Source organism: Pseudomonas sp. NFPP07, assembly GCF_900115645.1.
In the GTDB taxonomy this organism is placed as follows: Bacteria; Pseudomonadota; Gammaproteobacteria; order Pseudomonadales; family Pseudomonadaceae; genus Aquipseudomonas; species Aquipseudomonas chlororaphis.
Window position 1 is genome coordinate 225,836 of sequence record NZ_FOXG01000006.1, and the last position, 26,241, is coordinate 252,076.

Consider the following 26,241-nt stretch of genomic DNA (forward strand, 5'->3'; position numbering starts at 1 on the left):
TTTGCCGGCTGCGCTGGGTACTTTCGAACCAAAATGGGCTGTGGATGGGTGCGGGTGCAGCTTGATGCACCAATATAGTGCGATTTATCCGAGGCTGCGCTAAAGAATAGCCAGCCGTGCGCCGGTCCAGAATTCGCCGCGCACGCAAAAAGGCCCGCTTGCTGGCGGGCCTGGAAGCGTGCGGCGGATGGCGGATCAGTGGGCGGGCTGGGCGTCCTTGTCGATACCCGGTGGTAGCGTGGCGGGGGCCTCGGTCAGCGGCGTGGCACGGGGTTCCCGGGCCAGTTCGTCGGCGTCCGCCTGCTCGGCGGTGGACAGGTCGGCGGCGTTGTGGCCGATGCGCTTGAGCAGCAGGAGCATGCACACCAGGGACACCAGGGCATAGCCAGCGGAGGCGATGGCCACGCCGAGAATGCTCCCGGTGTTGTTGAGAATGCCCTGGGCCAGGACCGGCGTGGCGCCGCCCACCAGCAAGGAACAGAGCTGGTAGGAAATCGACAGGCCGCTGTAGCGCACCCTGGTCGGAAAGGCGCGGGCCAGGATGCCGCCGACGGCGCCATAGAACATCGAGTGCGGCACGGTGGCCAGGCACATGCCGAGCACGGCGATCCAGTAGACGCCGGTTTCCACGGCGAAGAACATCGCCGGCATCAGGAAGAACTCCGGCAGCAGCATCAGCACCACGGCCTTGCGCATGTCCATCCTGGAAACCAGCACCGCGCCCAGGGGCTGGGTGATGAACTGCACCACCAGAGCGATGACGATCACGCTGAGAAAGGTGCTCTGGCTGTAGCCCAGCTCCTTGGTGGCCCAGGACAGGGCAAAGGTGCTCTTGAAGTAGGTGACATGGATGACCGGCAGCACGCCGGCCCCCAGCAGCACGATCTGCCAGTGTTTGCGCAGGACCTCCAGGATCGGCAGCTTGACGGTCTTTTTCTGCTGGATCAGGCGCTTCATGTCGTCCGACTCTTCGAGCTTGAGGCGAATCACCATGCCCACCAGAACCAGTGCCGCCGAGAGCAGGAACGGAATGCGCCAGCCCCACAGCAAAAAGTCCGGCGCGGGGAGGGCGCTGAGGCCGAAGAACACCAGGGTCGCCAGCAGGTTGCCGGCCGGCGAGCCCTGCTGGGCGAACGCCGCATACAGAATGCCTTTGCCCTTGGGCGCGCTTTCGCTGGCGATGAGGATGGCGCCGCCCCATTCGCCACCCACCGCGATGCCCTGGACGATGCGCAGCACCACCAGGGCAATCGGCGCCCAGATGCCGATCTGCAGGTAGGTCGGCAGCAGGCCGATGCAGGTGGTGGCCACGCCCATCATGATCAGGGTGATCACCAGGGTGGTCTTGCGCCCGATCTTGTCGCCCAGGTGGCCAAAGATGATGCCGCCGATGGGGCGGGCGATGAAACCGGCCCAGAGGGTCAAAAACGACAGCAGGGTGGCGGTGCCCGCAGGCAGGTCGGCGGGGAAGAACACCTTGCCGAAGACCAGCGCGGCGGCGATTCCGTAGGCGTAGAAGTCATACCATTCGATGGTCGTGCCGATGAACGAGGCGACTCCCGCCTTGCGGGCTTTCTTGTGCGCGGCAGCATGCTGGGCGGCATTCATATTCAATTCCTGCATGTTGTTATTGTTATTTGCGCCGCGGGAGGTTCGTCTGACGACGGCTCCGGATACTCGTTGCACGAATGGGCGCATCACGTACTTGCAAGGTCCGACGGCACGGAGCCTATACAGGCAGGAATGAAAAAAATAATGATTAAATCTTATTGTGTGATACGGGATTTCGTATGGTCGCAGGCCCTCAAAGCCCCGGCGCCACGGGCTTTTGCAGGGCCTTGAGCACAGTCAGGAAACTCTCCGCGGCGGCCGACGGGTTGTCCGCATGGCGGATGGCGTGAATCTCGGATAACGCCCCGTCGCCGCTGATTTCGCAGTAGCGCACACCCTCCTTCCAGGTGCCGGCCAGGGTCTGCGGGACCAGGGCCACGCCCATTTCATACGCCACCATCGCCACCACCGTTTGCCAGAGCCGGGTTTCGTGGCGGATGCGCGGGCTGAAGCCGGCCGCCACGCAGCGGGCGATGATCAGGTCGTGGTAGTGCGGCGAGACATTGCGTGGGAAGAGGATGAAGTCATCGTTGGCCAGCTCCGTCAGGTCGATGCGCGCCTTGTCCGCCAGCCGGTGACCCTGGGGCAGGCAGCAGAGGAAGGGCTCGGCGAGGACCGGCTCGCCGCGGATGCTCTCGGGAAAGTGGCTCCAGTGCACGAAGCCGATATCGATCTGCCCACGCTGCAGCGCCTGGGCCTGCTCGGCGCTGTTCATCTCCATCAGCACGATCTCGGTGTCCGGGTGATCCTGCTCGAAGGTCCTCACCGCCTGCGGCAGGCCGCGATGCAGGATCGAGTTGACGAAACCGATGCTCAGCCGGCCGACGAAACCCTGGGCCGAACGCAGGGTCAGGCGCCGCGCCTGCTCGGCCCGCAGCAGCAGGTAGCGGGCTTCGTCGAGCAGCACCTGGCCGGCGTTGGTCAGGCTCACCGACTTGTTGTTGCGGCTCAGCAACTGCACGTCCAGCTGGCTTTCGAGCTTCTTGATGTCGAAGCTCAGGGCCGGCTGGGAGATGAACAGACGAGCGGCGGCCCGGCCGAAATGCAGCTCTTCGGCGACCGCGACGAAGTAACGAAGCTGCTTGAGATCCATACTGGCGTCCTCGCTTTACGATCTGATTTTCTTATCGTAGTTGATTGATTTTGTATTAGATACTTATCGATGGCGACTCTAGTCTCGGGGCACAAGAGCCTGGAGAGACGTCATGACTGCCCTGCCTGAACCCATCCAAGACACCCTGAATATCCCCGATAGCCGAGGCCTGAACCTGTTCGATTGCGATGCCGGGCTGGCGGCCCTGCTCAAGGTCTACCTGGCGCCGCAACTGTACGCTCAGTGGTTGCCGAGCTTGCGCCAGCTCGGTGCGCGGGCCGGTGGCGAGCTGGATGTGCTGGCGCTCTCGGCGGACAAGAACCCGCCGCAACTGCGGCCGCGCACCCGCCGTGGCGAAGACCTGCAGAGCATTTACAAGCACCCGGATTTCATCGCTCTGGAGCGCGCGGCGTATGCCGAGCTGGGCCTGGCCTCCATGAGTCATTGCGCCGAGCCGGTGCTGCCGCTGGTCAAGTACGCCCTGACCTTCCTTTTCGTGCAGGCCGAGTTCGGCCTGTGCTGCCCGGTGAGCATGACCGATTCGCTGACCCGCACCCTGCGCAAATTCGGCTCGCCGGAGCTGGTGGCGCGCTACCTGCCGTCCCTGGCTTCGCGGGATTTCGACCGCTTGTTCCAGGGCGCGATGTTCATGACCGAACAGGCGGCCGGCTCCGACGTGTCGCGCACCGAAACCCGCGCGCGCCTGGAGAACGGCGAGTGGCGTCTGTTCGGCGACAAGTGGTTCTGCTCCAACCCGGACGCCGACCTGGCCATGGTCCTGGCCCGTCCGGAAGACGCACCGGAAGGCATGAAGGGGGTCAGCCTGTTCCTGCTGCCGAAGGTCCGCCCCGATGGCTCGCGCAACGCCTACCGGATCCTGCGCCTGAAGGACAAGCTGGGCAGCCGCTCCATGGCCAGCGGTGAAATCAGCCTGGACGGCGCCACCGCCTACCTGATCGGCGAGGTCGGCCGCGGCTTCCAGCAGATGGCTGACATGATCAACATGTCGCGCCTGTCCAACGGGGTGCGGGCCGCCGGGCTGATGCGTCGCGGGATCAACGAGGCGCTGTATGTCGCCCGCCAGCGCCGGGCCTTTGGCCGCCATCTGATCGAGATGCCGCTGATGCAGCGCCAGCTGCTGAAAATGATGCTGCCCGCCGAGCAGGCCCGTTCGATGTTCATGCAGATCGCCACGCTGCTGCCCAAGGCCGATGCCGGCGACGAGGCGGCGCGCAAGTGCGTGCGCATCCTCACCCCGCTGATCAAGTTCCGCGCCTGCCGCGATGCGCGTCGGGTTACCGGGGACGCCATGGAAGTACGCGGCGGGGTTGGCTACATCGAGGAGTGGAGCGATGCGCGGCTGGTGCGCGATGCCCACCTGGGCTCGATCTGGGAGGGCACCAGCAACATCGTCGCGCTGGATATCGCCCGCGCCGTGACCCGCGAGCAGGCCCTGGAGCCGCTGCGGCACTACCTCGCCGGCCTGCTCGCCGAGGCTGACCTGCCGGCGGCCAGCCAGCGCCTGTTCGAGACGGTCCTGCAGCGTGCGGTCGCGGCTATCGAAAAGGTCGCACAAGAGCGCCGCGACGACCAGGTGCGCCTGGCCGGCAGTGCCCTTTATCACACCGCCACGGCGATCTTCATGGCCTGGGAAGCGAGCCGCCAGGCCCCCGATTACCGGCGCCTGGCCCTGGCCCATCTGCTGCTCCAGCACAAGCTGCTGCCCCGCGATCCGCTGCGTCCGGAGGTATCGATTGAGCCTGAGCTGCTGGCGCTCCTGGCCCAGGAAAGCGCGCTGTCGAAAGCCGATGCGATGCAGCTGTTGCCGGCCTGAACGGCCCTGTCCATTTTTGTCAGAGAACTGCCATGAACCATTCAAAAGGGGCCCTGGCCGGCCTGAAAGTCATCGACCTCAGCCGCGTGCTGGGTGGACCCTACTGCTCCCAGGCCCTGGCCGACCACGGCGCCGATGTGATCAAGCTGGAGCCCCTGAACGGTGACGAGACCCGCGGCTGGGGCCCGCCTTTCGAGGGCGCCGACGCTTCGTATTTCAGGGGCGTGAACCGCAACAAGCAGGGGATCGCCGTGGACCTGTCCCGACCCGCGGGCATCCAGCTGCTGATGCGTCTGCTGGAAGACGCCGACGTGCTGATGGAGAACTTCAAGCCCGGCACCCTGGAGCGTTGGGGCATCGGTTATGCCGAGGTGCTGAGCCAGCGTTTCCCGACCCTGATCCACTGCGCGGTTTCCGGTTTTGGCAGTGACGGCCCGCTGGGCGGGCTGCCCGGCTACGACGCGGTGATCCAGGCAATGGCGGGGCTGATGAGCGTGAACGGCGAAGCCGACAGCGGCCCGCTGCGCATCGGCCTGCCGATCGTCGATATGGTCACCGGGCTCAATGCCCTGGCGGGGATTCTCCTGGCGCTCAACGAACGCCACCGCAGCGGCCTGGGGCAGTCCCTCGACATCACCCTGTACGACTGCGGCGTGTCCCTGCTGCACCCGCATCTGGCCAACTATTTCGCCGCCGGCAAGACCCCGCAGCGCACCGGCAACGCCCATCCGAATATCGCCCCCTACGACAGTTACCGCACCGGCACCGAGCCGATCTTCCTGGCGGTCGGCAATGACCGGCAGTTCGCCAAGTTGTGCGAACAGCTGGACGCCGGCGCCTTGCTGGACGACCCGCGCTTTGCCGACAACGGCTGCCGCTCGGTCAACCGCGAGGCGCTGAAGCAGGCGCTGGAGGCGCGCCTGGCCGAGCACGACGGCACGGCCCTGGCGCAACGGCTGATCCGCCTGGGCGTGCCCTGCGGCTCGATTGCCTCCATCGACAAGGTGGTCGAGCACCCGCATACCCGGCATCGCGGCCTGCTGGTGGAGATCGGCGACTACCGCGGCGTCGGTTCGCCGGTGAAGCTGTCGCGGACCCCGGCCACCTATCGCAGTGCCCCGCCGGCGTTGGGCGCGGATACCCGCGAGGTTCTCGAAGGCCTGGGCCTCGACAACCAGACGATCGAAAACCTGTTCGAGCACGGCATCGTCCGCGAGTGAAGGGCTGCGCCCAGAGTCCCGGCCGGGCCTCTGGCGCGCTTCTCAGGTTCCTATCTGCATCAGGAGACTCCATGAATTCCGAGTCCGTTAGCCCTCAACCCCTGGTCCTGCTGGAGCGCCCCGCGCCGGGCGTGGCGCTGCTGCGGCTGAACCGCCCGCAGGCCCTCAACGCGCTGAACATGGCGCTGCGCGAGGAGCTGGCCGAGCACTTTCGCCGCCTGGATACCTGCCCCGAGACCCGGGTCGTGGTGCTCACCGGCGGCGATACGGTGTTTGCTGCCGGCGCCGACCTCAGCGAGCTGGTGAACGCCAGCGCGCTGCAGCTCTATGCCCGGCATGCCGAGCGCCACTGGCAAGCCATCTCGGCGTGCCGCAAGCCGGTCATCGCCGCGGTGAATGGCTACGCCCTGGGCGGTGGCTGCGAGTTGGCGATGCATTGCGACCTGATCGTCGCCGGCCACTCGGCGCGTTTTGCCCAGCCGGAAATCAAGGTCGGGGTGATGCCCGGGGCGGGGGGCACCCAGCGCCTGCTGCGCGCCATCGGCAAGTTCCAGGCGCTGCGCCTGCTGCTCACCGGCTGCCAGGTCCCGGCCGACGAGGCGCTGCGCCTGGGCCTGGTCAGCGAGGTGGTGGCGGACAGCGAAACCCTGCCGCGAGCCCTGGCCCTGGCCACCAGCATCGCCGGCATGCCGCCGCTGGCCGTGGCGCAGATCAAGGAGGTGGTGCTGGCCGGCATGGACCTGCCGTTGGAGCAGGCGTTGGTGCTGGAGCGCAAGGCTTTCCAGCTGCTGTTCGGCTCCCATGACCAACGCGAAGGCATGCAGGCCTTTCTTGAGAAACGCAAACCGGAGTACCAGGGGAAATGACCACACAACCATTGCAACGCATCGGCCTGGTCGGCACCGGGGCCATGGGCCGGGGCATCGCCCAGGTCATGGCCATGGCCGGGCTCAAGGTATTTTTGTTCGATGCGCACCCGGGGGCCGCGGGCACGGCCCGGGAACAGCTGGCGACGATCTTCGCCCAGCAGATCGAGAAGGCCCGCATCACCCCGCAGGACGCCGCGGCGGCCATGCTCAACCTGGAAGTGGTCGACAGCCTGCAAGTGCTGCATGACTGCCAACTGGTGATCGAGGCGATAGTCGAGGACCTGGAGGCCAAGCAGCAGCTATTTCGGCAACTGGAGGAGGTGCTGGCGCCGAGCGCGATCCTGGCGAGCAATACCTCGTCGCTGTCGATCACCGCGATTGCCTCGGTTTGCCGCCATCCGGAGCGCGTCGCCGGCCTGCATTTTTTCAATCCAGTGCCACGGATGCGCATTGTCGAGGTGATCGACGGCCTTGCCACCACCGTCGGCGCCCGCTTGCAGGAGCTGGTGCGCGCCATTGGCTACTACCCGGCGCGGGCCAAGGATTCTCCCGGTTTTATCGTCAACCATGCCGGGCGGGCGTTTGGCACCGAGGCGCTGCGCATCCTCAGCGAGGGCGTGGCCCCAGCGTGGCTGATCGATACGCTGCTGCGCGACAGCGCCGGTTTCGCCATGGGGCCGTTCGAGCTGCTCGACCTGATCGGACTGGATGTCAGCGTGCCGGTGATGGAGTCGGTCTACCGGCAGTTCTATGAGGAACCGCGTTATCGGCCGCATCCCGTGCTGCGGCTGATGCTGGCGGGTGGGCACCTGGGGCGCAAGAGCGGGCAGGGCTTCTACCTCTATGACGAGCCAGGCGATACGCGGCGCCCGCCACAGGCCGTGCCCCACTGCGCGGCACTGCCGCCGGTGTGGATCGTTGCCGACGACGAGGTCGGCCGGCTGCGTCTGCTGGACCTGCTCGAACGCCTGGGGGCCCGGGTCGAGAACGGCCTGCGACCTTCCACCTCGGCCTTGTGCCTGGTGGCGCCACTGGGCGATGACGCCACCGAGGCGGCCCTGCGCCATGCCACGGACCCGTCGCGCACCGTGGCGATCGACACCCTGACCGCGCTCGACAGCCAGCGCTGCCTGATGCTCAACCCGGCGACCCGCGAAGACATGCAGCACGCCGCCCACGCGCTGTTCAGCGCCGACGGCGGCACGGTGACGATGATCCGCGACAGCTGCGGCTTCATCGTCCAGCGCACCCTGGCGTCGATCGTCAACCTGGCCTGCGATATCGCCCAGCAGGGCATCGCCTCGGTGGCCGATATCGACGCGGCGGTACGCCTGGGTCTCGGCTATCCGCTGGGGCCGCTGGAGTGGGGCGACCAACTGGGCCCCGAGCGCCTGCTGCAGATCCTCGAGCGCCTGCACGCACTCACGGGCGACCCGCGTTATCGCCCCAGCGGCTGGTTGCGCCGTCGGGCCCTGCTGGGCCTGTCCCTGCGCCAGCCGGAAAACCCGCTGCCGGCCTGAGGCCTGCCGATCCCTAGTGCTGCGAGAGTCCTTTCATGCTTGATGCCTATATCTACAGCGGCTTGCGCACCCCCTTCGGCCGGCATGGCGGCAGCCTCGCCAGCGTGCGCCCGGACGACCTGGTGGGGCCGTTGCTGGTGCGTTTGCTGGAAACCTCGGGGCTACCGGCCGAGGCGCTGGAAGAGGTGATCCTCGGGTGTACCAACCAGGCCGGCGAGGACAGCCGCAACCTGGCGCGCAATGCCTTGCTCAGCGCCGGGCTGCCTTGGCGCGTACCCGGGCAGACGGTCAACCGCCTGTGCGCCAGTGGCCTGTCGGCGGTGATCGACGCGGCCCGGGCGATCACCTGCGGCGAAGGCCGGCTGTACCTGGCCGGCGGGGTCGAGAGCATGTCCCGGGCGCCCTTCATCATGGCCAAGGCCGAGAGTGCCTACAGCCGAAGCCTGGACGTGGCCGACAGCACCATCGGCGCGCGTTTCGCCAACCCGCGGCTGGTGGAGCGCTATGGCAACCACAGCATGCCCGAGACCGGCGATAACCTGGCCCGACTCTATGCCATCAGCCGCGAGGACGCCGATCGCTTCGCCGCCGCTTCCCAGGCGCGTTACCAGGCGGCCTTGCTGGCCGGGGTGCTGGACGGCGAGATCATGGCCGTCGAGGTGACGGCCGGGCGCAAGGGCCCGGTCTCGACCGTCTGTGATGACGAACATCCGCGCCCCGGCTCCGGCCTGGCGGCCCTGTCGCGCTTGCCGACGCTGTTCGCGGAGGGCGTGGTGACCGCCGGCAACGCTTCAGGGATCAACGATGGCGCGGCGGTGTTGCTGCTCGGCAGCCGTGAGATCGGGAGGCAACATGGGGTCGCTCCCATGGCGCGAATCCTCTCATCGGCGTCGGTCGGCGTGGAGCCGCAGTTCATGGGTATCGGCCCGCACAGGGCGATTCTGCTGGCGCTGCAGCGGGCCCGCATCGGCCTGGAGCAGCTCGACCTGATCGAGATCAACGAGGCATTCGCGCCACAGGTGCTGGCTTGCCTCAAGGCCCTGGACCTGGATTTCGACGATCCGCGGGTCAACCCCAATGGCGGTGCCATCGCCATCGGCCACCCACTGGGTGCGTCCGGCGCCCGGCTGGTGTTGAGCGCCTGCCGCACCTTGCAACGCAACAACCAGCGTTACGCCGTGGTCAGCCTGTGCGTGGGCGTGGGCCAGGGCGTGGCCATGGTGATCGAGCGCGCCTGAGGCGGATCTACCGCTCGGCGTTGTTGCGCGCCGGGCACTACCCGCAGTTATGCCGAGGTGGCGAGCGGCATCGGTTCGGCCTCCGCCGTGCGGGCCGTGGCCCGGGCCAATGGCGCCAATCAGATCGCCATCGTGATTGCCTGTCACCGGGTGATAGGTTCCGACGGTTCGCTCACCGGTTATGGCGGCGGGCTCTGGCGCAAACGCTGGCTGCTTGAGCATGAGCGGCGCCTGTATTCGCAGATTCAGGCGCGACAACACCTCAGGGTCGATGAACCCGTTGCAGGGTGAAGGTCAGCGTCGGGCTTTGCTGGATCACCCGCTCGCCATCGAGCACTTGCACCGCCAGGCGGTGCTCGCCGCGATCGATATTCACCAGTTGCAGGTTCGGCAGGTTGCCGGGCTGGCCATAGGGTTGGTCGTCCAGCAGCAGGCGCAGGCGATGCTCGTTGTGCAGGGACGGTTGCAGACGGACCTCGATATTGAAGGTGCCGTTGTTGGCGCGGATCACGCCGCCGTTCGGTACGCCGCTCAGCTCCAGGGTGGTATAGGTCGGTGCGTTGGAGGGTGGCGTCTGTTCAGGCTCGACGCCGGGCGGTGTGAGCGGCCGGGGTGCCTCGATGCGATTCAGCGGCGCGAGCTCGACGGCCTGACCGGACACGCCGGCCGGCGGCTGGTCGCTGTAGGCGGTATTGCCGTGGGCGTCGGTGTAGCGGTAGATCTGCGCGGCGGCCGGCAGGGCGGTCAGCAACAGCAGGTAGAGACAGTGCACACGCATGGCGGCTTTCCTGGGCGCTGGGGTCGGCGGCTTCAAGGATGGAAGTGCCTCCAGCATAGAGCCGCGGACCGGGCCCGGGTTCGCCGCTTCAACCTTTGAACACACAAAGCTCGGCGGTGGCGCGGACCAGCGCCAGTTGGCGCAGTGGTGCCCGATCACCTTCGTGGGTGGCCTGGGCCAGCCATTGTGGGCACTGCGGGTCATTGCGGTGGGGGCTGAAATCCGCCAGTTGCTGCAGCAGGCGTTTTTGTAACCGATCAAGTTGCGGGCGGATCTGCCCCACCAGATCCGGGCGCGGGGCGTCCGGTGCCTGGCCTTGCAAGGTCCATTCGGACAGATGGGCGTACTGCACCAGCTTGTTGGCCTCGATCTGCGCGGCGAAGAACTGTTCCACCGCCGCGCCGTCGAGTTTGTAGGCCGGCGCCTGGGCCACCGCGCCGGCAATCACCTCACGCTCGCGCGGGCGGTCTTCCACCGGTTTGTGGCTGTCCCATTTGCTCAGGGCCACCTGGTCGGCGATGGCCAGGCGTTCTTCGATGCTGGCCAACAGCGGGCCGAGGGTGGCAGGGGCGGCGCAGGCATTGCCGGCCAGCAACAGGGTCAACAGGGCAAGGCAGAATCGCGAAGTCATGGGCGGTCTCGGCTTCTTGGGGACAAATCGGCGGCCATGATGCACGCAAAACCGCAGTGCCTGGCAAGCGCCGGGTGCAAGGTGGTTCATTGGCCGGCCGCGGCGGTCGCGGGCGCCCCGCAATTGGTCGGGCTGGAAGACAGTCGCTGGCCGCTTTCGTCATAGACGATCCGGCAGGCGCTCAAGCCGTTGTCGATCAACTCGCGGCTCTTGATCGCGCCGTTGCGGTGATAGCACAGCTGTTCGCCGGCCAGCTTGGCCTTGCCATGGTTCTTGAGCCGCTGTTGGTTGATGGTCATCCACTCGAAACCGACCTTGTTCACCTGGCAATCGATCTGGCCGTTGTCGTAGTAGGTGATTTCGCTGACCTTGTCGTCCGCGCCGATGACGCGCTCACGGATCTTGCGCCCGGTCTGGGCATCGTATTCGCGGTATTCCTGCAACTCGCCGAACAGGTAGTCGCGCTCACTGGTGACCCGGCCTTGCCTGAACTCACGGGCCATGCCGCAGTTCTGCACTTCGCTCCTGTAGCTTTCGAAGCGGCAGCGGGGTGTGGCGGAGAATATCTGCCCATACTCGTCCAGCTGGGTCATCAGGCCGATGAAATCGCTGCCTTCGACCCGGCCGATGGTGGCGGGCGAACCGTCGGCGAGGAAGGTCAGGTAGGGCCCTTGCTTGTTGCCATTGTGATAACTCATGTCCGACAGCAGCACCTTGCCATCGGCGCTGTAGATCAGCGAACGGCCCTCGCGCTGGCCGTTCTCGTAGTTGTAGGAGTACATCAACTGGCCGGCGTCGTTGTAGCCCTCCTGGGTGCCCCAGAGAATGCCGCCGCGATAGTGCTCGATCACCCGCAATACCCCCTTGGTGTCGGTATCGCGCAGTTCGCCTTCCATTTTGTCGGCGACAAACCCGACGCTGTGGGTATGGCCTTCGGCGGCCTTGAGTTGCCATGGGCCGCTACGCAAACCCTGGTCGAAATTGCCGGTGCCTTCCCTGGTTAGCCAGGGGCCCTGGCGCAGGTCGTCGAGGTAGTCGCCGCGTTCGACCACCACGCCGTCTTCACGCTCTTCGCTGGGACCATTGCGCAGGTCCCGGGCAAAAGTGACAAAACCACCGTTCTCGGGTATTTCGGACTCCGCCAGGTTGATGGCCCAGCGGCCTTCGCGCAGGTCGTCACGATATTCGCCGGTCATGAAGTAGCCTTCGCTCTCATTGGCCAGGCTCCACTGGCCCTGGCGTTTGCCATCGATATAACGACCCTGGGACCAGATGTTGTGCGGTCCGGCAATACCCCACTCGCCAGTGCGTCGGCCCTTGGCGTAAGTCCCCTGGGCGGCAACGGCACCGGAATTGGAGTAGGCCACGGAAGGCCCGTCCTCACTGCCAGTGAAACGCTGCGGTTCGGTTTCCCAGGCGATGCGGCTGGCCCGGTAGTTGTACAGCAAGGGCTCGCCCTCCAGCGCAGGCGTTTCGCCGCGCCAGTAGGTGGCGGTGAGAAAGCGCCCGTCCTTTTCGGCAAAGGTCTTTTTATAGCTGTACTGCTCAGCTCCGGGCGGACTGGCGGTGATGGGCTGCCCGTTCTGGTCGAAGTAACCCACCAGGGTGCCGGCCGAATGGTCGATCTGGTTGAACTCGTCGAAACCCGAGTCTTCGTAGAAGACGCTGTAGTTCAGCGGTGTCAGTTGGCGCAGGGCCTGTTTCACCGTCGGGGCATCGAGTTTCTTGCGGTCTTTGGCGATGCGCTCCAGGGCGGGCTGCAGTTTCTCCAGGCGCCGATAGAGGTGGTCGTTTTCGTCATAGCGATAGGCATGCAGGCGGTATTGGCCACGCTGTTTGAACAGCACCAGGCGGGTCAGGGACTCATCATCCAGGACGATGTTGAACACCGACTCGATGGTTGCATCGCCGAAGTCGTCCAGCAGCTGCGGCTGGCTCTCGTCCGGGTCGACCGAGTAATAACCTTTGACGCCGCCACCCTGCTTGATAAAGGCCAGGGTCGCCGAGCTTTCCGCCAGGCCAGTGATCAGCGGGTGGGCCAGGGATTTATCGGCATAGAAAGGAGCGGCCTGGGTGCTGCCGAACGCCAGGCAGGCGATCAGGCCGAGAGAGCGAGTCCACTGCATACGAATCCCTTCGTCGAGGCGCCTGACAGAGGGCGCGAGAGGCGCGGATTATCCATGGATGGTTGGCCCGGGGGAATGCTCCGGGGCGATGGGCGGGCAATAAAAAAGGCCTCCCGAGGGAGGCCTTTTTCTTGTTACGTAGCATGTCACGCCGCGTGGGGCGGCGCTACCGGATCAGCAGCTGTAGTACAGCTCGTATTCCAGTGGGTGTACGAAGGTACGGACCTTGATTTCTTCTTCGCTTTTCAGGGCGATGTAAGCGTCGATGAAGTCGTCGCTGAAAACGCCGCCTTTGGTCAGGAACGCACGACCTTTGTCCAGCTCTTCCAGGGCTTCTTTCAGGCTGCCGCAAACTTGTGGGATCTCTTTCGCCTCTTCAGGCGGCAGGTCGTACAGGTTTTTGTCGGCGGCGTCGCCAGGGTGGATCTTGTTCTGGATACCGTCCAGGCCGGCCATCAGCAGGGCAGCGAAGGCCAGGTATGGGTTGGCAGCCGGATCCGGGAAGCGTGCTTCGATACGGCGGGCTTTAGGGCTCGACACGTAAGGGATACGGATCGAAGCGGAACGGTTGCGAGCCGAGTAGGCCAGCATGACCGGAGCTTCGAAGCCTGGGACCAGACGCTTGTAGGAGTTGGTCGAAGGGTTGGTGAAACCGTTCAGGGCCTTACCGTGCTTGATGATGCCGCCGATGAAGTACAGGGCGGTGTCGGACAGGCCGGCATAACCTTCGCCAGCGAAGGTGTTCTTGCCATCTTTGGAGATGGACATGTGCACGTGCATACCCGAGCCGTTGTCGCCGTACAGAGGCTTAGGCATGAAGGTAGCGGTGCGGCCGTAGGCGTCGGCCACGTTGTGCACGCAATACTTCAGGGTCTGAACTTCGTCGCCCTTGTTGACCAGGGTGTTGAATTTCACGCCGATTTCGTTCTGGCCGGCAGTCGCCACTTCGTGGTGGTGAACTTCGATGACCAGGCCCATTTCTTCCATGGCATTACACATGGAGGTACGGATCTCGTGGTCGTGGTCGAACGGAGGAACCGGGAAGTAGCCGCCCTTGACGCCTGGACGGTGGCCTTTGTTGCCGCCTTCCACGTCCTGGTCGGACATCCACGAGCCTTGCTCGGAGAAGATCTTGAACATGGAGCCGGAGATGTCGGACTTGAACTTCACTTCGTCGAAGATGAAGAACTCAGGCTCTGGACCTACGAATACGGTGTCGCCGATACCGGTGGACTTCAGGTATTCCTCGGCACGCTTGGCGATGGCGCGTGGGTCGCGATCGTAGCCCTGCATGGTCGAAGGTTCGATGATGTCGCAGACCAGGATCAGGGTCGGCTCTTCGGTGAACGGGTCCAGGACGGCGGTTTCGTCAACCGGCATCAGGATCATGTCGGAGGCTTCGATGCCTTTCCAGCCAGCGATGGAGGAACCGTCGAACATTTTGCCGATTTCGAAGAAATCGTCATCCAGCGCATCACGGGCCGGCATGGTCACGTGGTGCTGAGTGCCTTTGGTGTCAGTGAAGCGCAGATCAATCCATTTGACGTCATGATCTTTGATGAGTTGAACCGACTTCGACATAGTGTCCTCCGGGTGGCTTCGGGCGAGTGTTGGTGTGCCCTTAGAATGTGGGTGATGCCGGCGCAGATACTCTGCCATGGCAACCTGCCTCACAAGGGAGCAAATTGCATGCCAGTGCCCTGAGTTGGGTTTTATGCCCCAAACTCACGCATTCCGGGCGCTATTTGGGCCAGATTGGCAAATCGACGCACCGCAATGTTGCGTTTTTATCTGGCGATGACCTGTTTTGGTGCATGAAAAACCGAGTGCACATTAATTGGTTAAACCTTGAGCAATTTCCGCTATAATCCGCGCCCCCCTTTTTCGGCTGGCCCAGCGCGCGCTGTTTTCATGAAACTAATCGTTAAAGTTTTCCCGGAAATCACCATCAAGAGCCGCCCGGTACGGACGCGTTTCATCCGTCAGCTGGCCAAGAACATCCGTGCCGTGCTCCGCGATCTGGACCCGGCTGTGGTGGTCAATGGTGTGTGGGACAACCTCGAGCTGGAAACCGCCGTCAGCGAGCCGAAAGCCTTGAAGGAGATGACCGAGCGCCTGAGCTGCATGCCGGGCATCGCGCATTTCCTGCAGGTCGATGAGTACCCGTTGGGCGACTTCGACGACATCGTCGCCAAGTGCAAGCAGCACTTTGGCGAGGCGCTGGCGGGGAAAGTTTTCGCCGTGCGCTGCAAGCGTGCCGGCAAGCATGAATTCAGCTCCATGGATGTGGAGAAATACGTCGGCAGCCAGCTGCGTCGGCAGTGCGGCGCCGCCGGGATTTCCCTGAAAGAACCGGAAATCGAAGTGCGGATGGAAATTCGCGACCAACGGTTGTTCGTGATCCACAGCCAGCACAACAGCATCGGCGGTTACCCGCTGGGCGCCCTGGAACAGACCCTGGTTTTGATGTCCGGCGGTTTCGATTCCACGGTGGCGGCCTACCAGATCATGCGTCGCGGCCTGATGAGCCACTTCTGCTTCTTCAACCTGGGCGGGCGTGCCCACGAATTGGGCGTGATGGAAGTCGCGCACTATATCTGGAAGAAGTACGGCAGCTCCCAGCGCGTGCTGTTCGTCAGCGTGCCGTTCGAGGAAGTGCTCGGCGAAATCCTCGGCAAAGTCGACAACAGTCATATGGGCGTCATTTTGAAGCGTATGATGTTGCGTGCCGCGTCGAGCATCGCCGACCGCCTGCACATCGACGCGCTGGTCACCGGCGAGGCGATTTCCCAGGTGTCGAGCCAGACCCTGCCGAACCTCTCGGTCATCGACTGCGTGACCGACAAGCTGGTGCTGCGCCCGCTGATCGCCAGCCACAAGCAGGACATCATCGACCTGGCCAACGAAATCGGCACCGCCGATTTCGCCAAGCACATGCCGGAGTACTGCGGGGTCATCTCGGTGAACCCCAAGACCCACGCCAAGCGCCATCGCGTGGAGCATGAAGAGAAAGAATTCGACATGGCGGTGCTCGAGCGTGCGATCGAGCGGGCCAAACTGGTGCCGATCGATCGGGTAATCGACGAACTGGGCCAGGATTTGCAGATCGAAGAAGTCAGCGAGGCGCTGGCGGGCCAGATCGTGATCGACATCCGTCATCCGGATGCTCAGGAAGACGACCCGCTGACACTTTCTGGCATCGAGATAAAAGCGCTGCCGTTCTATGCATTGAATGCACGCTTCAAGGAACTGGACCCTACTCGCCAGTACCTGCTGTATTGCGACAAAGGCGTCATGAGTCGCCTGCATGCTCACCATCTGCTCAGTGAGGGACATGCCAATGTGCGCGTTTATAGACCGAGCTAAGTGCCCGGGGCTGTTTGCCTGTGGCTTGCGTCACCGGCCCCCCGACGCCACCGTCAAGCTGTAACGGCCTTGCCGGACTCTATTGTTAATCGCTGCCAGCAGTTGTCAGCACACCGAATCCTCTGATCGAGATACACAAGTGATCGAAAATCTACGCAACATCGCCATCATTGCTCACGTTGACCACGGTAAAACCACCCTGGTAGACAAACTCCTGCGTCAATCCGGCACCCTGGAGCGCAACGAGCTCAACGACGAGCGCGTGATGGACTCCAACGACCAGGAAAAAGAGCGCGGTATTACCATCCTGGCGAAAAACACCGCCATCAACTGGAACGGCTACCACATCAACATCGTGGACACCCCGGGCCACGCCGACTTCGGCGGCGAAGTCGAACGCGTAATGTCGATGGTCGACTCCGTTCTGCTGCTGGTCGACGCTCAAGACGGCCCTATGCCGCAAACCCGTTTCGTGACCAAGAAGGCGTTCGAAGCCGGCCTGCGTCCGATCGTGGTCATCAACAAGGTCGACCGTCCAGGCGCGCGTCCTGACTGGGTTCTGGACCAGATCTTCGACCTGTTCGACAACCTGGGCGCCACCGAAGAACAGCTGGACTTCAAAGTCGTCTACGCCTCGGCCCTGAACGGTATTGCCGGTCTGGACCACACCGACATGGCCGAAGACATGACCCCGCTGTACCAGTCGATCGTCGACAACGTTCCGGCTCCGGCCGTTGACCGTGACGGTCCGTTCCAGATGCAGATCTCCGCTCTGGACTACAACAGCTTCCTGGGTGTGATCGGCGTTGGCCGTATCGCTCGCGGTCGCGTCAAGCCGAACACCCCGGTTGTCGCTATCGACGTCGACGGCAAGAAGCGCAACGGCCGTATCCTGAAGCTGATGGGTCACCATGGTCTGCACCGTGTGGACGTTGAAGAAGCGGCTGCCGGCGACATCGTCTGCATCAGCGGTTTCGACGAGCTGTTCATCTCCGACACCCTGTGCGATCCAACCGCTGTCGAAGCGATGAAGCCGCTGACCGTCGACGAGCCGACCGTTTCCATGACCTTCCAGGTCAACGACTCGCCATTCTGCGGTAAAGAAGGCAAGTTCGTGACCAGCCGTAACATCAAGGAACGTCTGGACAAAGAGCTGCTGTACAACGTTGCACTGCGCGTTGAAGAAGGCGACTCGGCCGACAAGTTCAAGGTTTCCGGCCGTGGTGAGCTGCACCTGTCGGTACTGATCGAAACCATGCGTCGCGAAGGTTTCGAAATGGGCGTTGGCCGTCCTGAAGTGATCATCCGTGAAGTCGACGGCGTGAAGCAGGAACCGTTCGAAAACGTCACCATCGACATCCCTGAAGAATCCCAGGGCAAGGTCATGGAAGAAATGGGTCTGCGTAAGGGCGACCTGAGCAACATGGTTCCGGATGGCAAGGGCCGTGTACGCCTGGAATACAACATTCCAGCCCGTGGTCTGATCGGTTTCCGTAACCAGTTCCTGACCCTGACCAACGGTGCAGGCATCCTGACCTCGATCTTCGATCGCTACGCTCCGATGAAGTCCGGCCACATGTCCGGCCGTCAGAACGGCGTACTGGTTTCGGTCGAGACCGGCAAGGCCCTGACCTACTCCCTGGAAACCCTGCAGGCGCGCGGCAAGCTGTTCGTCGAGCACGGCCAGGAAATCTACAACGGTCAGATCGTTGGTCTGAACAGCCGTGACAACGACCTGGGCGTGAACCCAACCAAAGGCAAGAAGCTCGACAACATGCGTGCTTCGGGCAAGGACGAAACCATCGCCCTGGTTCCGCCGGTTCGTTTCACCCTGGAACAGGCTCTGGAATTCATCCAGGACGATGAATTGTGTGAAGTGACTCCTAAGTCCATCCGTCTTCGCAAGAAGATCCTGGACGAAGGCGAGCGTACCCGCGCTGCCAAGAAAGCCAAGAACTGATCCTTTAGTTCAGGCTGAATAAAAACGCCCCCGGTCGAAAGGCCGGGGGCGTTTTTTTTTGATCTGTGAAAAAGCTCGGGTCCTGTAGCCGCTGCCGAGCCTGCGAGGCTGCGATCGACCGCGTAGCGGTCGTAAAACGGTGTATCTGAAACTCTGCAGTGGCCCGTACTGCGGCTGCTTTGCAGCCGTTCGCAGCCTCGCCAAGGCTCGGCAGCGGCTACAGGGCGGCAGGGTTACGTGGGGAACGGAGTTGCAGGCACAGGCCGGGGCTCAGAAGCGTTCCAGGGTCCGGCTGCTGGTGTTGGTCGGGCGCTCCACCGGCTTGGGCTTGTACGCGCAATAGCCCGGGCGCGGGCCGATCTTCGGGTGGTTGCGGCAGGTGTCCGGGCGCTTGTCATAAATGGTGCACAGGCGGCTCTTACGATCCAGATACAGGCAGTCGTTGTTGCTCATGCGCTGCAGGGTGAAGATTTCGGACTTCTGGTTGTAGCGCTCGACGATGCCTTCCTTCTGCAGGCGCTTGGCGATGTTCTTCGCCGGCTCGCCGCGCTCGAATTCGTCGACGATGCCGATGCGGATCAGATCCTTGATCTTGACCTCCACCGGCAGGGTGCAGCAGCTGGACATGCAGGAGCCGCACATGGGCGCGGAATACTTGGCCCAGGTATCGAGTCGGTCGATTTCCGCGGCGGCGATCAGGTTGGACTTCATCAGGCTTGTTTCCAGCGTGTGTATCAGGGCGCGCGATCATACCGGTACTGGTGGATTTTTGAACAACCATTTAACGGAATTTACGCCTGCCCAAGGGGAGTGCGAGGGTCGGCACGGCATCTGCATCATTTTTGCCAGCTGCCGCGGAAGACGCCGCCTCTGCTCGGGCAATCGCAAGACGCACCGAACCAGAGTCTTTGGCTCCTGTCAGACCGACTAGGCTCAGACAATTCCATGCTCACTGTCTATCTCGCTCGAGGTCGTATTCATGACTCAGGAACTGCAAGTTCGTGACGCTGAGGTGGCCGCTTTTCGCGATGCCGTCCTGACCAAACTCACCTACGCGGTGGGCAAAGACCCGGACCACGCCTTCGACCATGACTGGTTCGAAGCCATCGCCCTGGCGGCGCGCGATCACATGGTCGAGCACTGGATGGACCATACGCGGCAGATCTACCGCAAAGGCCAGAAGCGCGTTTATTACCTGTCCCTGGAATTCCTCATCGGTCGCCTGCTCTACGACAGCCTGAGCAACCTCGGGCTGCTGGACGTGGCGCGCGATGCGCTGAACGACCTGGGCGTCGATATGGAGCGCATCCGCCTGCTGGAGCCGGATGCGGCGCTGGGCAACGGTGGCCTCGGCCGGCTGGCGGCGTGCTTCATGGAAAGCATGTCGACCCTGGGCATCGCCGGCCATGGCTACGGCATTCGTTATGAACACGGTTTGTTCCGCCAGGCCATCGTCGATGGCTGGCAGCAGGAGCAGACCGAGCACTGGCTGGACTTCGGCAACCCCTGGGAGTTCGAGCGCCCCGAAGTGATCTATTCGATCGGCTTCGGCGGCAGCGTCGAGACCGTCACCGACGAGGCCGGCCATACCCGGCAGGTCTGGTGGCCGGCGGAAACCGTGCGCGCGGTGGCCTACGACACCCCGGTGGTCGGCTGGCGTGGCGCCAGCGTCAACACCTTGCGCCTGTGGCGCGCCCGAGCCATGGAAGACCTGCACCTGGAACGCTTCAATGCCGGCGACCACCTGGGCGCGGTGGCCGAGGTGGCCCGGGCCGAAAGCATTTCCCGGGTGCTCTACCCGGCGGACAGCACCGAAGCCGGGCAGGAGCTGCGCCTGCGCCAGGAGTATTTCTTCGTCTCCGCGTCCCTGCAGGACCTGCTGCGCCGGCACAAGAACATGCACGATTCGGTGCTCAGCCTCGGCGAGCATGCGGCGATCCAGCTCAACGATACGCACCCGTCGATCGCCGTGGCCGAACTGATGCGCCAGCTGGTGGACCTGCATGGCATCGCCTGGGAAGCGGCCTGGCAGATCACCGTCGAGACCCTGGCCTACACCAACCACACGCTGCTGCCCGAAGCCCTGGAAACCTGGCCGGTGGGCCTGATGGAGCGCATGCTGCCGCGGCACATGCAGATCATTTACCTGATCAACGCCCAGCACATCGATTCGCTGCGGGCCAAGGGCATCCACGACTTCGACGTGCTGCGCGCGGTGTCGCTGATCGAGGAAGACAACGGCCGCCGGGTGCGCATGGGCAACCTGGCGTTTCTCGGTTCCCACAGCGTCAACGGCGTGTCCGGCCTGCACACCCAGCTGATGCGCAGCACGGTGTTTTCCGAGCTGCACAAGCTGTACCCGGAGCGGATCAACAACAAGACCAACGGCATCACCTTCCGCCGCTGGCTGTACCAGGCCAACCCCAAGCTGACGGCGATGCTGGTCGAAGCCGTCGGCCCGGAGCTGCTGGACAACCCCGAGGAGCTGTTGCTCAAGCTCGAACCCTTCGCCGAGAAGTCGGCCTTTCGCAAGCAGTTCGCCGAGCAACGCCTGCACAGCAAGCGCGCGCTGGCGGCGATCATCCATGAACGCCTGGGCATCGCGGTCAACCCGGCGGCGCTGTTCGACGTCCAGGTCAAGCGGATCCACGAGTACAAGCGCCAGTTGCTCAACCTGATGCACACGGTGGCGCTGTACCAGGCGATCCGCGCCGAGCCGGAAATCGACTGGGTGCCGCGGGTGAAGATCTTCGCCGGCAAGGCCGCGGCCAGTTACCATCAGGCCAAGCTGATCATCAAGCTGAGCAACGATATCGCCCGCACGGTGAACAACGACCCGACCGTGCGCGGCCTGCTCAAGGTGGTGTTCCTGCCCAACTACAACGTCAGCCTGGCCGAAAGCATCATCCCGGCGGCGGACCTGTCGGAGCAGATTTCCACCGCCGGTTTCGAGGCCTCGGGCACCAGCAACATGAAGTTCGGCCTCAATGGCGCGCTGACCATCGGCACCCTGGACGGCGCCAACGTCGAGATGTGCGAGCGGGTCGGCGCCGAGCACATGTTCATCTTCGGCCTCAGCGCCCAGCAGGTGGAGGCACGCAAACGCAATGGCGAATTCAGCGCGGTGCCGGACATCGCCGCCTCCCATCGTCTCAACGATGTGCTGCAGGCGATTCGTGGCGGAGTATTTTCGCCGGACGATCCGGCCCGTTACACCGGGCTGATCGATTCGCTGGTCGACTATGACCGCTTCCACGTGTGCGCCGATTTCGACTCCTACTGGAATGCCCAGCTGCATGTCGAAGAGCGCTGGCGCGACAGCAATCAATGGTGGCGTTCGGCGGTGCTCAACAGCGCGCGCATGGGCTGGTTCTCTTCGGACCGGACCATTCGCGAGTACGCCACGGAGATCTGGAAGGCTCTGGAATAGGCCGCTCGGCGCTCCCCGTAGTGTCGAAAGGGCGCAGGCTAGCGCAGCCTGCGCCAACGTCTGCGGATCGGATTTCGGGCTACGCTCAACCCCATGCATGAACTCTCTGTGGCGGATCTCGTCTCATAGGAGGAAATGCACCCCGACTCGCGTTAAACTGCGCGGGTTTTTAGCCCCCCCATTCCTCCGGAGCCGTCCATGTCCCGCGTTACCCTGAGTCGCTATTTGATTGAGCAGACCCGCAGCAACAACACTCCTGCCGATCTGCGCTTCCTGATCGAAGTGGTGGCGCGTGCCTGCAAGGAGATCAGCCATGCCGTGTCCAAAGGCGCCCTGGGCGGTGTTCTGGGCAGCATGGGCACTGAAAACGTCCAAGGCGAAGTGCAGAAGAAGCTCGACGTGCTCTCCAACGAGATCCTGCTCGAAGCCAACGAATGGGGCGGTCACCTGGCCGGCATGGCGTCCGAGGAAATGGACAATGCCTACCAGATCCCGGGCAAATACCCGAAGGGCGCGTACCTGCTGGTATTCGACCCGCTGGACGGCTCGTCGAACATCGACATCAACGCCCCGGTCGGCACGATTTTCTCGGTATTGCGTTGCCCGAACGAATACCTGAGCCAGAACGAACCGCTCAATGAAAAGGCCTTCCTGCAGCCAGGCACCCAGCAGGTTGCTGCCGGTTACGCCATCTACGGCCCGCAGACCATGCTGGTGCTGACCCTGGGCGACGGCGTCAAGGGCTTCACCCTGGATCGCGAAATGGGCAGTTTCGTACTGACCCACGAAGACATCACCATTCCTGAAACCACCCAGGAATTCGCCATCAACATGTCCAACCAGCGTCACTGGGAAGCGCCGGTGCAGCGTTACGTGAGCGAGTTGCTGGCAGGCGAAGAAGGCCCGCTGAACAAGAACTACAACATGCGCTGGGTGGCCGCGATGGTCGCCGACGTGCACCGTATCCTGACCCGCGGTGGCCTGTTCATGTACCCACGCGACAGCCGCGAGCCATCCAAGCCGGGCAAGCTGCGCCTGATGTACGAAGCCAATCCGATGTCGTTCCTGGTGGAACAGGCGGGCGGTGCTTCCACCGACGGTCACCAGCGCATTCTCGACATCCAGCCTGAAGGCCTGCACCAGCGCGTAGCGGTGTTCCTCGGCTCGAAGGAAGAAGTCGCCCGCGTCACCGCCTACCACAAGGAATAACCCATGGCCGCGCCCTGGCAGCCCTTGCTCGACTGGTGGTTCGGTTCGGCCGAGAAACCCGCGGACATCAAGGCTGAAAAGGGCAGGCTGTGGTTTGGCAAGCGCGACAGCCAGGACCTCGAGGCGCGTGAGCGTTTCGGGGATCTGGTGGAACAGGCCTTGGCCGGCGGATTGACCGAGTGGGCGCAACGCCCGCAAGGCTGGCTGGCCCTGGTGCTGCTGCTCGACCAGCTGCCGCGCATGCTGTATCGCGAAAACCCCAAGAGTTTTGCCGGCGATCTGCGCGCCCAGGCGCTGGTGGCCCAGGGCATTGCCGCGGATTTCGACCGCCAGCTGGCGCCGATGCAGCGCAGCTTCATCTATCTGGTGTTCGAGCATTGCGAAAACCTGGCGGTGCAGAACGAAGCGATCTCCAGGTTTGCCGCCTTGCACGACGAGCAGCCGCTGGCCGACCAACCGGTGTTCGCCGATCTGCTGGACTACGCCGAACGGCATCAGAAAATCATCGCCCGCTTCGGGCGCTTCCCCCATCGCAACCAGATTCTCGGGCGTGAATCGACGCCGGAGGAACTGGCGTTCCTGCGCGAGCCGGGTTCCAGCTTCTAGTTCTTCTGCGTTCCGTAATCGCTATCGCGCGCGGGCAAGTCTCGCTCCTACGGACGCTTGGGTTCTTCTGTAGGAGCGGCCGGTCGACGCTCGATTGCCCGCGATAGGTCTTCAAGACCCATGAATACTTAGCGCCTGACTCGCAGCAGCCGCTTCATCAGCAAGGTTTGCAGGTCTTGGCGGGTATCGGCGATGACATGGATGTAGACGGTAGCGTCTCGTACTTCATAGATGATTCGATTCATCCCCGAGAGTATCTGTCGGTAGTGGCCGACATGCAGTTGTTCGAGTTCTGCGGGAATCGCCCCGGCGTAGGGCAGGGTGGCCAGTTGGCGAATGGCCTGTTTCAGGCTGCTGTAGCTGTTGTGCCAGGTAGCGGTGGAGAACCGCTGGGTGAGGTAGGTACGCAACTCGATGAGGTCGGTTTCCGCCGAATGCAGAAGCACTACCTTGAATGTCACGGCTGGTCGGCCTGGTCCAGGTCGGCAAACACGTCCTGCGCATCGCGGAATTGGCCTTCATCGATCTCACGATTACCGAGGGCGAGGATCTTCAGCAGCGCCATGGTTTCTTCCTGCTGCTCGAAGCTTTTCACATCCATGACCACCAGTTTTGCCTCGCCGTTCTGGGTAATGACCATGGGCTCACGGCTTTCGGTGATGGTTTTGACGATCTCGGCGGTGTGGCTTTTCAGGTAACTGATCGGTTTGATCTGAGAAGAAAGCTTCATGGGAGCATCTCGTCTGGGGAAGCAGGACTGAGTTTAGTCTTTATTCAGTCCTATGTGCGTCGCGCCAGACGAGTTGAGTGTTGCTGATCGTTAAATCCGGAAGCTGCCCACCAACTGCTGCAACCGCGCCGCTTGCTGCTCCAGGTCGGCGCAGGCGCGCAGGGTCGCCTGCAGGTTTTCCACGCCTTCCTGGTTGAGGGTGTTGATCTCGGTGATGTCGACGTTGATCGATTCCACCACGGCGGTCTGCTCCTCGGTGGCGGTGGCCACGGACTGGTTCATGCCGTCGATCTCGCCGATGCGCTGGGTCACGCTGCCCAGGCGCTGGCCGGCCTGGTTGGCGATGCCGACGCTGCTTGTGCTCTCGCGCTGGCTTTCGGTCATGGTGTCCACCGCCTGGCGGGCGCCGACCTGCAGTTCCTCGATCATCTTCTGCACTTGCTGCGCCGAGTCCTGGGTGCGGTGGGCGAGGTTGCGCACCTCATCGGCGACCACCGCGAAACCACGGCCGGCCTCACCGGCGCGGGCGGCTTCGATGGCGGCGTTGAGGGCCAGCAGGTTGGTCTGCTGGGAGATGCTGGTGATGACTTCGAGGATCTGCCCGATGTTCACCGTGTTGCTGTTCAGGGTTTCGATATGGCCGCAGGAGTCGCTGATCTTCGCCGACAGCTGCTGCATGGCGGCGATGGTCTGGTCGACCACGGCCTGGCCTTCGCTGGCCAGGTTGCGCGCATCGCTGGAGTGCTGCGACGCCAGGGCGGCGTTCTGGGCGATTTCCTGGGCGGCGGCGCCGAGCTGGTTGATCGCCGCGGCGACGCTGCTGGTGCGTGAGGCCTGCTGGCCGGAGTTGAACATCGACGAGTTCGAGGCACTGACCACCCGCAAGGCGACTTCGTTGACCTGGCCGGTGGCCGAGGCGACTTCGCGGATCGAACCGTGAACCCGTTCGACGAAACGGTTGAACGACACGCCCAGGGTGCCGAACTCGTCGTGGCCATGGATGGTCAGGCGCTTGGTCAGGTCGCCTTCGTCCTCGGCGATGTCGTGCATGGCGCGGCCCATCAGGTGCAGCGGCTGCATCAGCACGCGGATCAGCATGCCCAGCAGGCTGATGATGATCACTACGGCAATCAGCATGGCGATGATCGCCGAGGTGCGGAACTCGCTGAGCATCGAGAACGCGGTGTCCTTGTCCAGCACCAGTGCCACGTACCAGTCCGCCGCCGGCACGCCGTTGACGCGGGTGAAGGAGATGAGCTGGGTCTTGCCGTCCAGCTCGACTTCCTTCAGGCCCGGGCCGACCTGCGGGGCGCCATTGGGGTAGGCGTCGCTGAGGTTCTTGAGCACCAGCTTGCTGTCCGGGTGGATCAGGATCTTGCCGCCGGCACTGACGATGAACGCCTGGCCATGGCCGCCGAAATTCAGCGAGTTGATGATGGCGCTGACATTGGACAGGTCGATATCGGCCCCGGCGACGCCGATGAAGCTGCCCTGGTGCTGGACCGGGGTGGCGACGGTGATCACCAGCTTGCCGGAAGAGGCGGCGATGTAGGGTTCGGTGACGATGGTCTGCTGGGCCGAGTTGGCCGCCTTGTACCAGCCACGGGCGCGCGGGTCGTAGTCGGGCGCGCGGTTGCCCGCCGGGACCGAGAGCATCGCGCCGTCCTGGCCGCCGAAGTAGCTGAGCTGGAAGTTGCTGGCGTAGGCGGGGAGGCCGACGCTGCGTTTCAGGTCATCGGCGCCGCTGCCGTCCACGGCGATTTGCTGGGCCAGGGTGTGCAGCAACTGGATACGGCTTTCCAGCCAGGTCTGGATGTTGCTGCTGGTCAGGCTGCCGAGTTCCTGCATGGAGGACTCGTTGCTGCTGCGCAGGGCCTCGCGCTGTCGATAGTCGTTGAACAGGATAAAACAGGCGAACGCAACGGCGACCACAAGAGCGGCGGCAAGCAGGATCTTATGGCTGAATTTCATGTTTCTGGTCATTAAGTGAGCTACCGCGAAAGGGTGGTCAGCGAGGGGG

At 63.5% G+C, this 26,241-nt stretch carries 20 protein-coding genes and 1 pseudogene; 11 read left to right on the forward strand and 10 right to left on the reverse strand.

All coding sequences use genetic code 11. The features are described from left to right. Positions 1–195: 195 nt before the first annotated feature. Complete coding sequence (locus tag BM019_RS16970; RefSeq protein WP_092418970.1) at positions 196–1,608, reverse strand: MFS transporter; 1,413 nt, start codon at positions 1,606–1,608, stop codon at positions 196–198. Positions 1,609–1,804: 196 nt separating this feature from the next. Then, complete coding sequence (locus BM019_RS16975; RefSeq protein WP_092418971.1) at positions 1,805–2,704, reverse strand: LysR family transcriptional regulator; 900 nt, start codon at positions 2,702–2,704, stop codon at positions 1,805–1,807. Between the two features lie 112 nt (positions 2,705–2,816). Here BM019_RS16975 and BM019_RS16980 point away from each other — a divergent pair, with 112 nt between their 5' ends. The 6 genes and pseudogenes from BM019_RS16980 to BM019_RS17005 all read left to right on the forward strand — a co-directional run. Continuing rightward, a complete protein-coding gene (locus BM019_RS16980; RefSeq protein WP_092418972.1) occupies positions 2,817–4,538 on the forward strand; it encodes an acyl-CoA dehydrogenase family protein in 1,722 nt (573 codons plus the stop codon). Positions 4,539–4,570: 32 nt separating this feature from the next. Next, complete coding sequence (locus BM019_RS16985) at positions 4,571–5,758, forward strand: CaiB/BaiF CoA transferase family protein (protein WP_062823938.1); 1,188 nt, start codon at positions 4,571–4,573, stop codon at positions 5,756–5,758. Positions 5,759–5,829: 71 nt separating this feature from the next. Continuing rightward, on the forward strand, positions 5,830–6,624 hold the full coding sequence (locus BM019_RS16990) for an enoyl-CoA hydratase (RefSeq protein WP_092418973.1): 795 nt from the start codon (positions 5,830–5,832) through the stop codon (positions 6,622–6,624). After that, on the forward strand, positions 6,621–8,147 hold the full coding sequence (locus tag BM019_RS16995) for a 3-hydroxyacyl-CoA dehydrogenase (RefSeq protein WP_092418974.1): 1,527 nt from the start codon (positions 6,621–6,623) through the stop codon (positions 8,145–8,147). Before BM019_RS16990 ends, BM019_RS16995 begins: the two co-directional genes overlap by 4 nt. Before the next feature lie 35 nt (positions 8,148–8,182). After that, complete coding sequence (locus BM019_RS17000; protein ID WP_092418975.1) at positions 8,183–9,385, forward strand: 3-oxoadipyl-CoA thiolase; 1,203 nt, start codon at positions 8,183–8,185, stop codon at positions 9,383–9,385. Positions 9,386–9,418: 33 nt separating this feature from the next. Then, positions 9,419–9,676, forward strand: a pseudogene (locus tag BM019_RS17005) (methylated-DNA--[protein]-cysteine S-methyltransferase); the annotation flags it as partial. On the opposite strand, the gene BM019_RS17010 reads toward BM019_RS17005, so the two are convergent. The 4 genes from BM019_RS17010 to glnA form a co-directional block, all read right to left on the reverse strand. Then, a complete protein-coding gene (locus BM019_RS17010; RefSeq protein WP_092418976.1) occupies positions 9,648–10,163 on the reverse strand; it encodes a DUF4124 domain-containing protein in 516 nt (171 codons plus the stop codon). The pseudogene BM019_RS17005 and the gene BM019_RS17010 overlap by 29 nt on opposite strands. 88 nt (positions 10,164–10,251) lie before the next feature. Then, positions 10,252–10,794, reverse strand: coding sequence for a chorismate mutase (locus tag BM019_RS17015; RefSeq protein ID WP_092418978.1), 543 nt, complete (start codon positions 10,792–10,794; stop codon positions 10,252–10,254). 86 nt (positions 10,795–10,880) lie between these two features. Continuing rightward, positions 10,881–12,920: a toxin-antitoxin system YwqK family antitoxin gene (locus BM019_RS17020; RefSeq protein ID WP_092418980.1), complete on the reverse strand. Its 2,040-nt coding sequence runs from the start codon at positions 12,918–12,920 to the stop codon at positions 10,881–10,883. Positions 12,921–13,094: 174 nt separating this feature from the next. After that, a complete protein-coding gene (gene glnA, locus BM019_RS17025; protein ID WP_007929953.1) occupies positions 13,095–14,501 on the reverse strand; it encodes a glutamate--ammonia ligase in 1,407 nt (468 codons plus the stop codon). A 330-nt stretch (positions 14,502–14,831) separates the two neighbouring features. Between glnA and thiI the strand changes: the two genes are divergently transcribed. Beyond that, positions 14,832–16,286, forward strand: coding sequence for a tRNA uracil 4-sulfurtransferase ThiI (thiI, locus tag BM019_RS17035; RefSeq protein ID WP_062823930.1), 1,455 nt, complete (start codon positions 14,832–14,834; stop codon positions 16,284–16,286). A 139-nt stretch (positions 16,287–16,425) separates the two neighbouring features. Then, complete coding sequence (gene typA / locus BM019_RS17040; protein WP_009041779.1) at positions 16,426–18,246, forward strand: translational GTPase TypA; 1,821 nt, start codon at positions 16,426–16,428, stop codon at positions 18,244–18,246. 270 nt (positions 18,247–18,516) lie between these two features. Here typA and BM019_RS17045 read toward each other — a convergent pair whose 3' ends face one another. Continuing rightward, entirely contained in the window at positions 18,517–18,960 is a 444-nt protein-coding gene (locus BM019_RS17045; RefSeq protein WP_023970087.1) for a YkgJ family cysteine cluster protein, read from the reverse strand. A 265-nt stretch (positions 18,961–19,225) separates the two neighbouring features. On the opposite strand from BM019_RS17045, the gene BM019_RS17050 reads away from it, so the two are divergent. The 3 genes from BM019_RS17050 to BM019_RS17060 all read left to right on the forward strand — a co-directional run bounded on the left by BM019_RS17050 (position 19,226) and on the right by BM019_RS17060 (position 23,491). Next, positions 19,226–21,676: a glycogen/starch/alpha-glucan phosphorylase gene (locus BM019_RS17050; protein ID WP_062823929.1), complete on the forward strand. Its 2,451-nt coding sequence runs from the start codon at positions 19,226–19,228 to the stop codon at positions 21,674–21,676. Positions 21,677–21,874: 198 nt separating this feature from the next. Further along, positions 21,875–22,885 carry a class 1 fructose-bisphosphatase gene (locus BM019_RS17055; RefSeq protein WP_085533482.1) on the forward strand — a complete coding sequence of 337 codons (1,011 nt, stop codon included), beginning with the start codon at positions 21,875–21,877 and terminating at the stop codon, positions 22,883–22,885. A 3-nt stretch (positions 22,886–22,888) separates the two neighbouring features. Beyond that, on the forward strand, positions 22,889–23,491 hold the full coding sequence (locus BM019_RS17060; protein ID WP_092418981.1) for a DUF924 family protein: 603 nt from the start codon (positions 22,889–22,891) through the stop codon (positions 23,489–23,491). 128 nt (positions 23,492–23,619) lie between these two features. On the opposite strand, the gene BM019_RS17065 is transcribed toward BM019_RS17060, so the two are convergent. The 3 genes from BM019_RS17065 to BM019_RS17075 all read right to left on the reverse strand — a co-directional run bounded on the left by BM019_RS17065 (position 23,620) and on the right by BM019_RS17075 (position 26,204). After that, positions 23,620–23,952, reverse strand: coding sequence for a type II toxin-antitoxin system RelE/ParE family toxin (locus BM019_RS17065; protein ID WP_092418982.1), 333 nt, complete (start codon positions 23,950–23,952; stop codon positions 23,620–23,622). Then, positions 23,949–24,221, reverse strand: coding sequence for a type II toxin-antitoxin system Phd/YefM family antitoxin (locus tag BM019_RS17070; protein ID WP_009041784.1), 273 nt, complete (start codon positions 24,219–24,221; stop codon positions 23,949–23,951). Before BM019_RS17070 ends, BM019_RS17065 begins: the two co-directional genes overlap by 4 nt. A 90-nt stretch (positions 24,222–24,311) precedes the next feature. After that, positions 24,312–26,204: a methyl-accepting chemotaxis protein gene (locus tag BM019_RS17075; RefSeq protein WP_204840180.1), complete on the reverse strand. Its 1,893-nt coding sequence runs from the start codon at positions 26,202–26,204 to the stop codon at positions 24,312–24,314. Positions 26,205–26,241 lie beyond the last annotated feature (37 nt).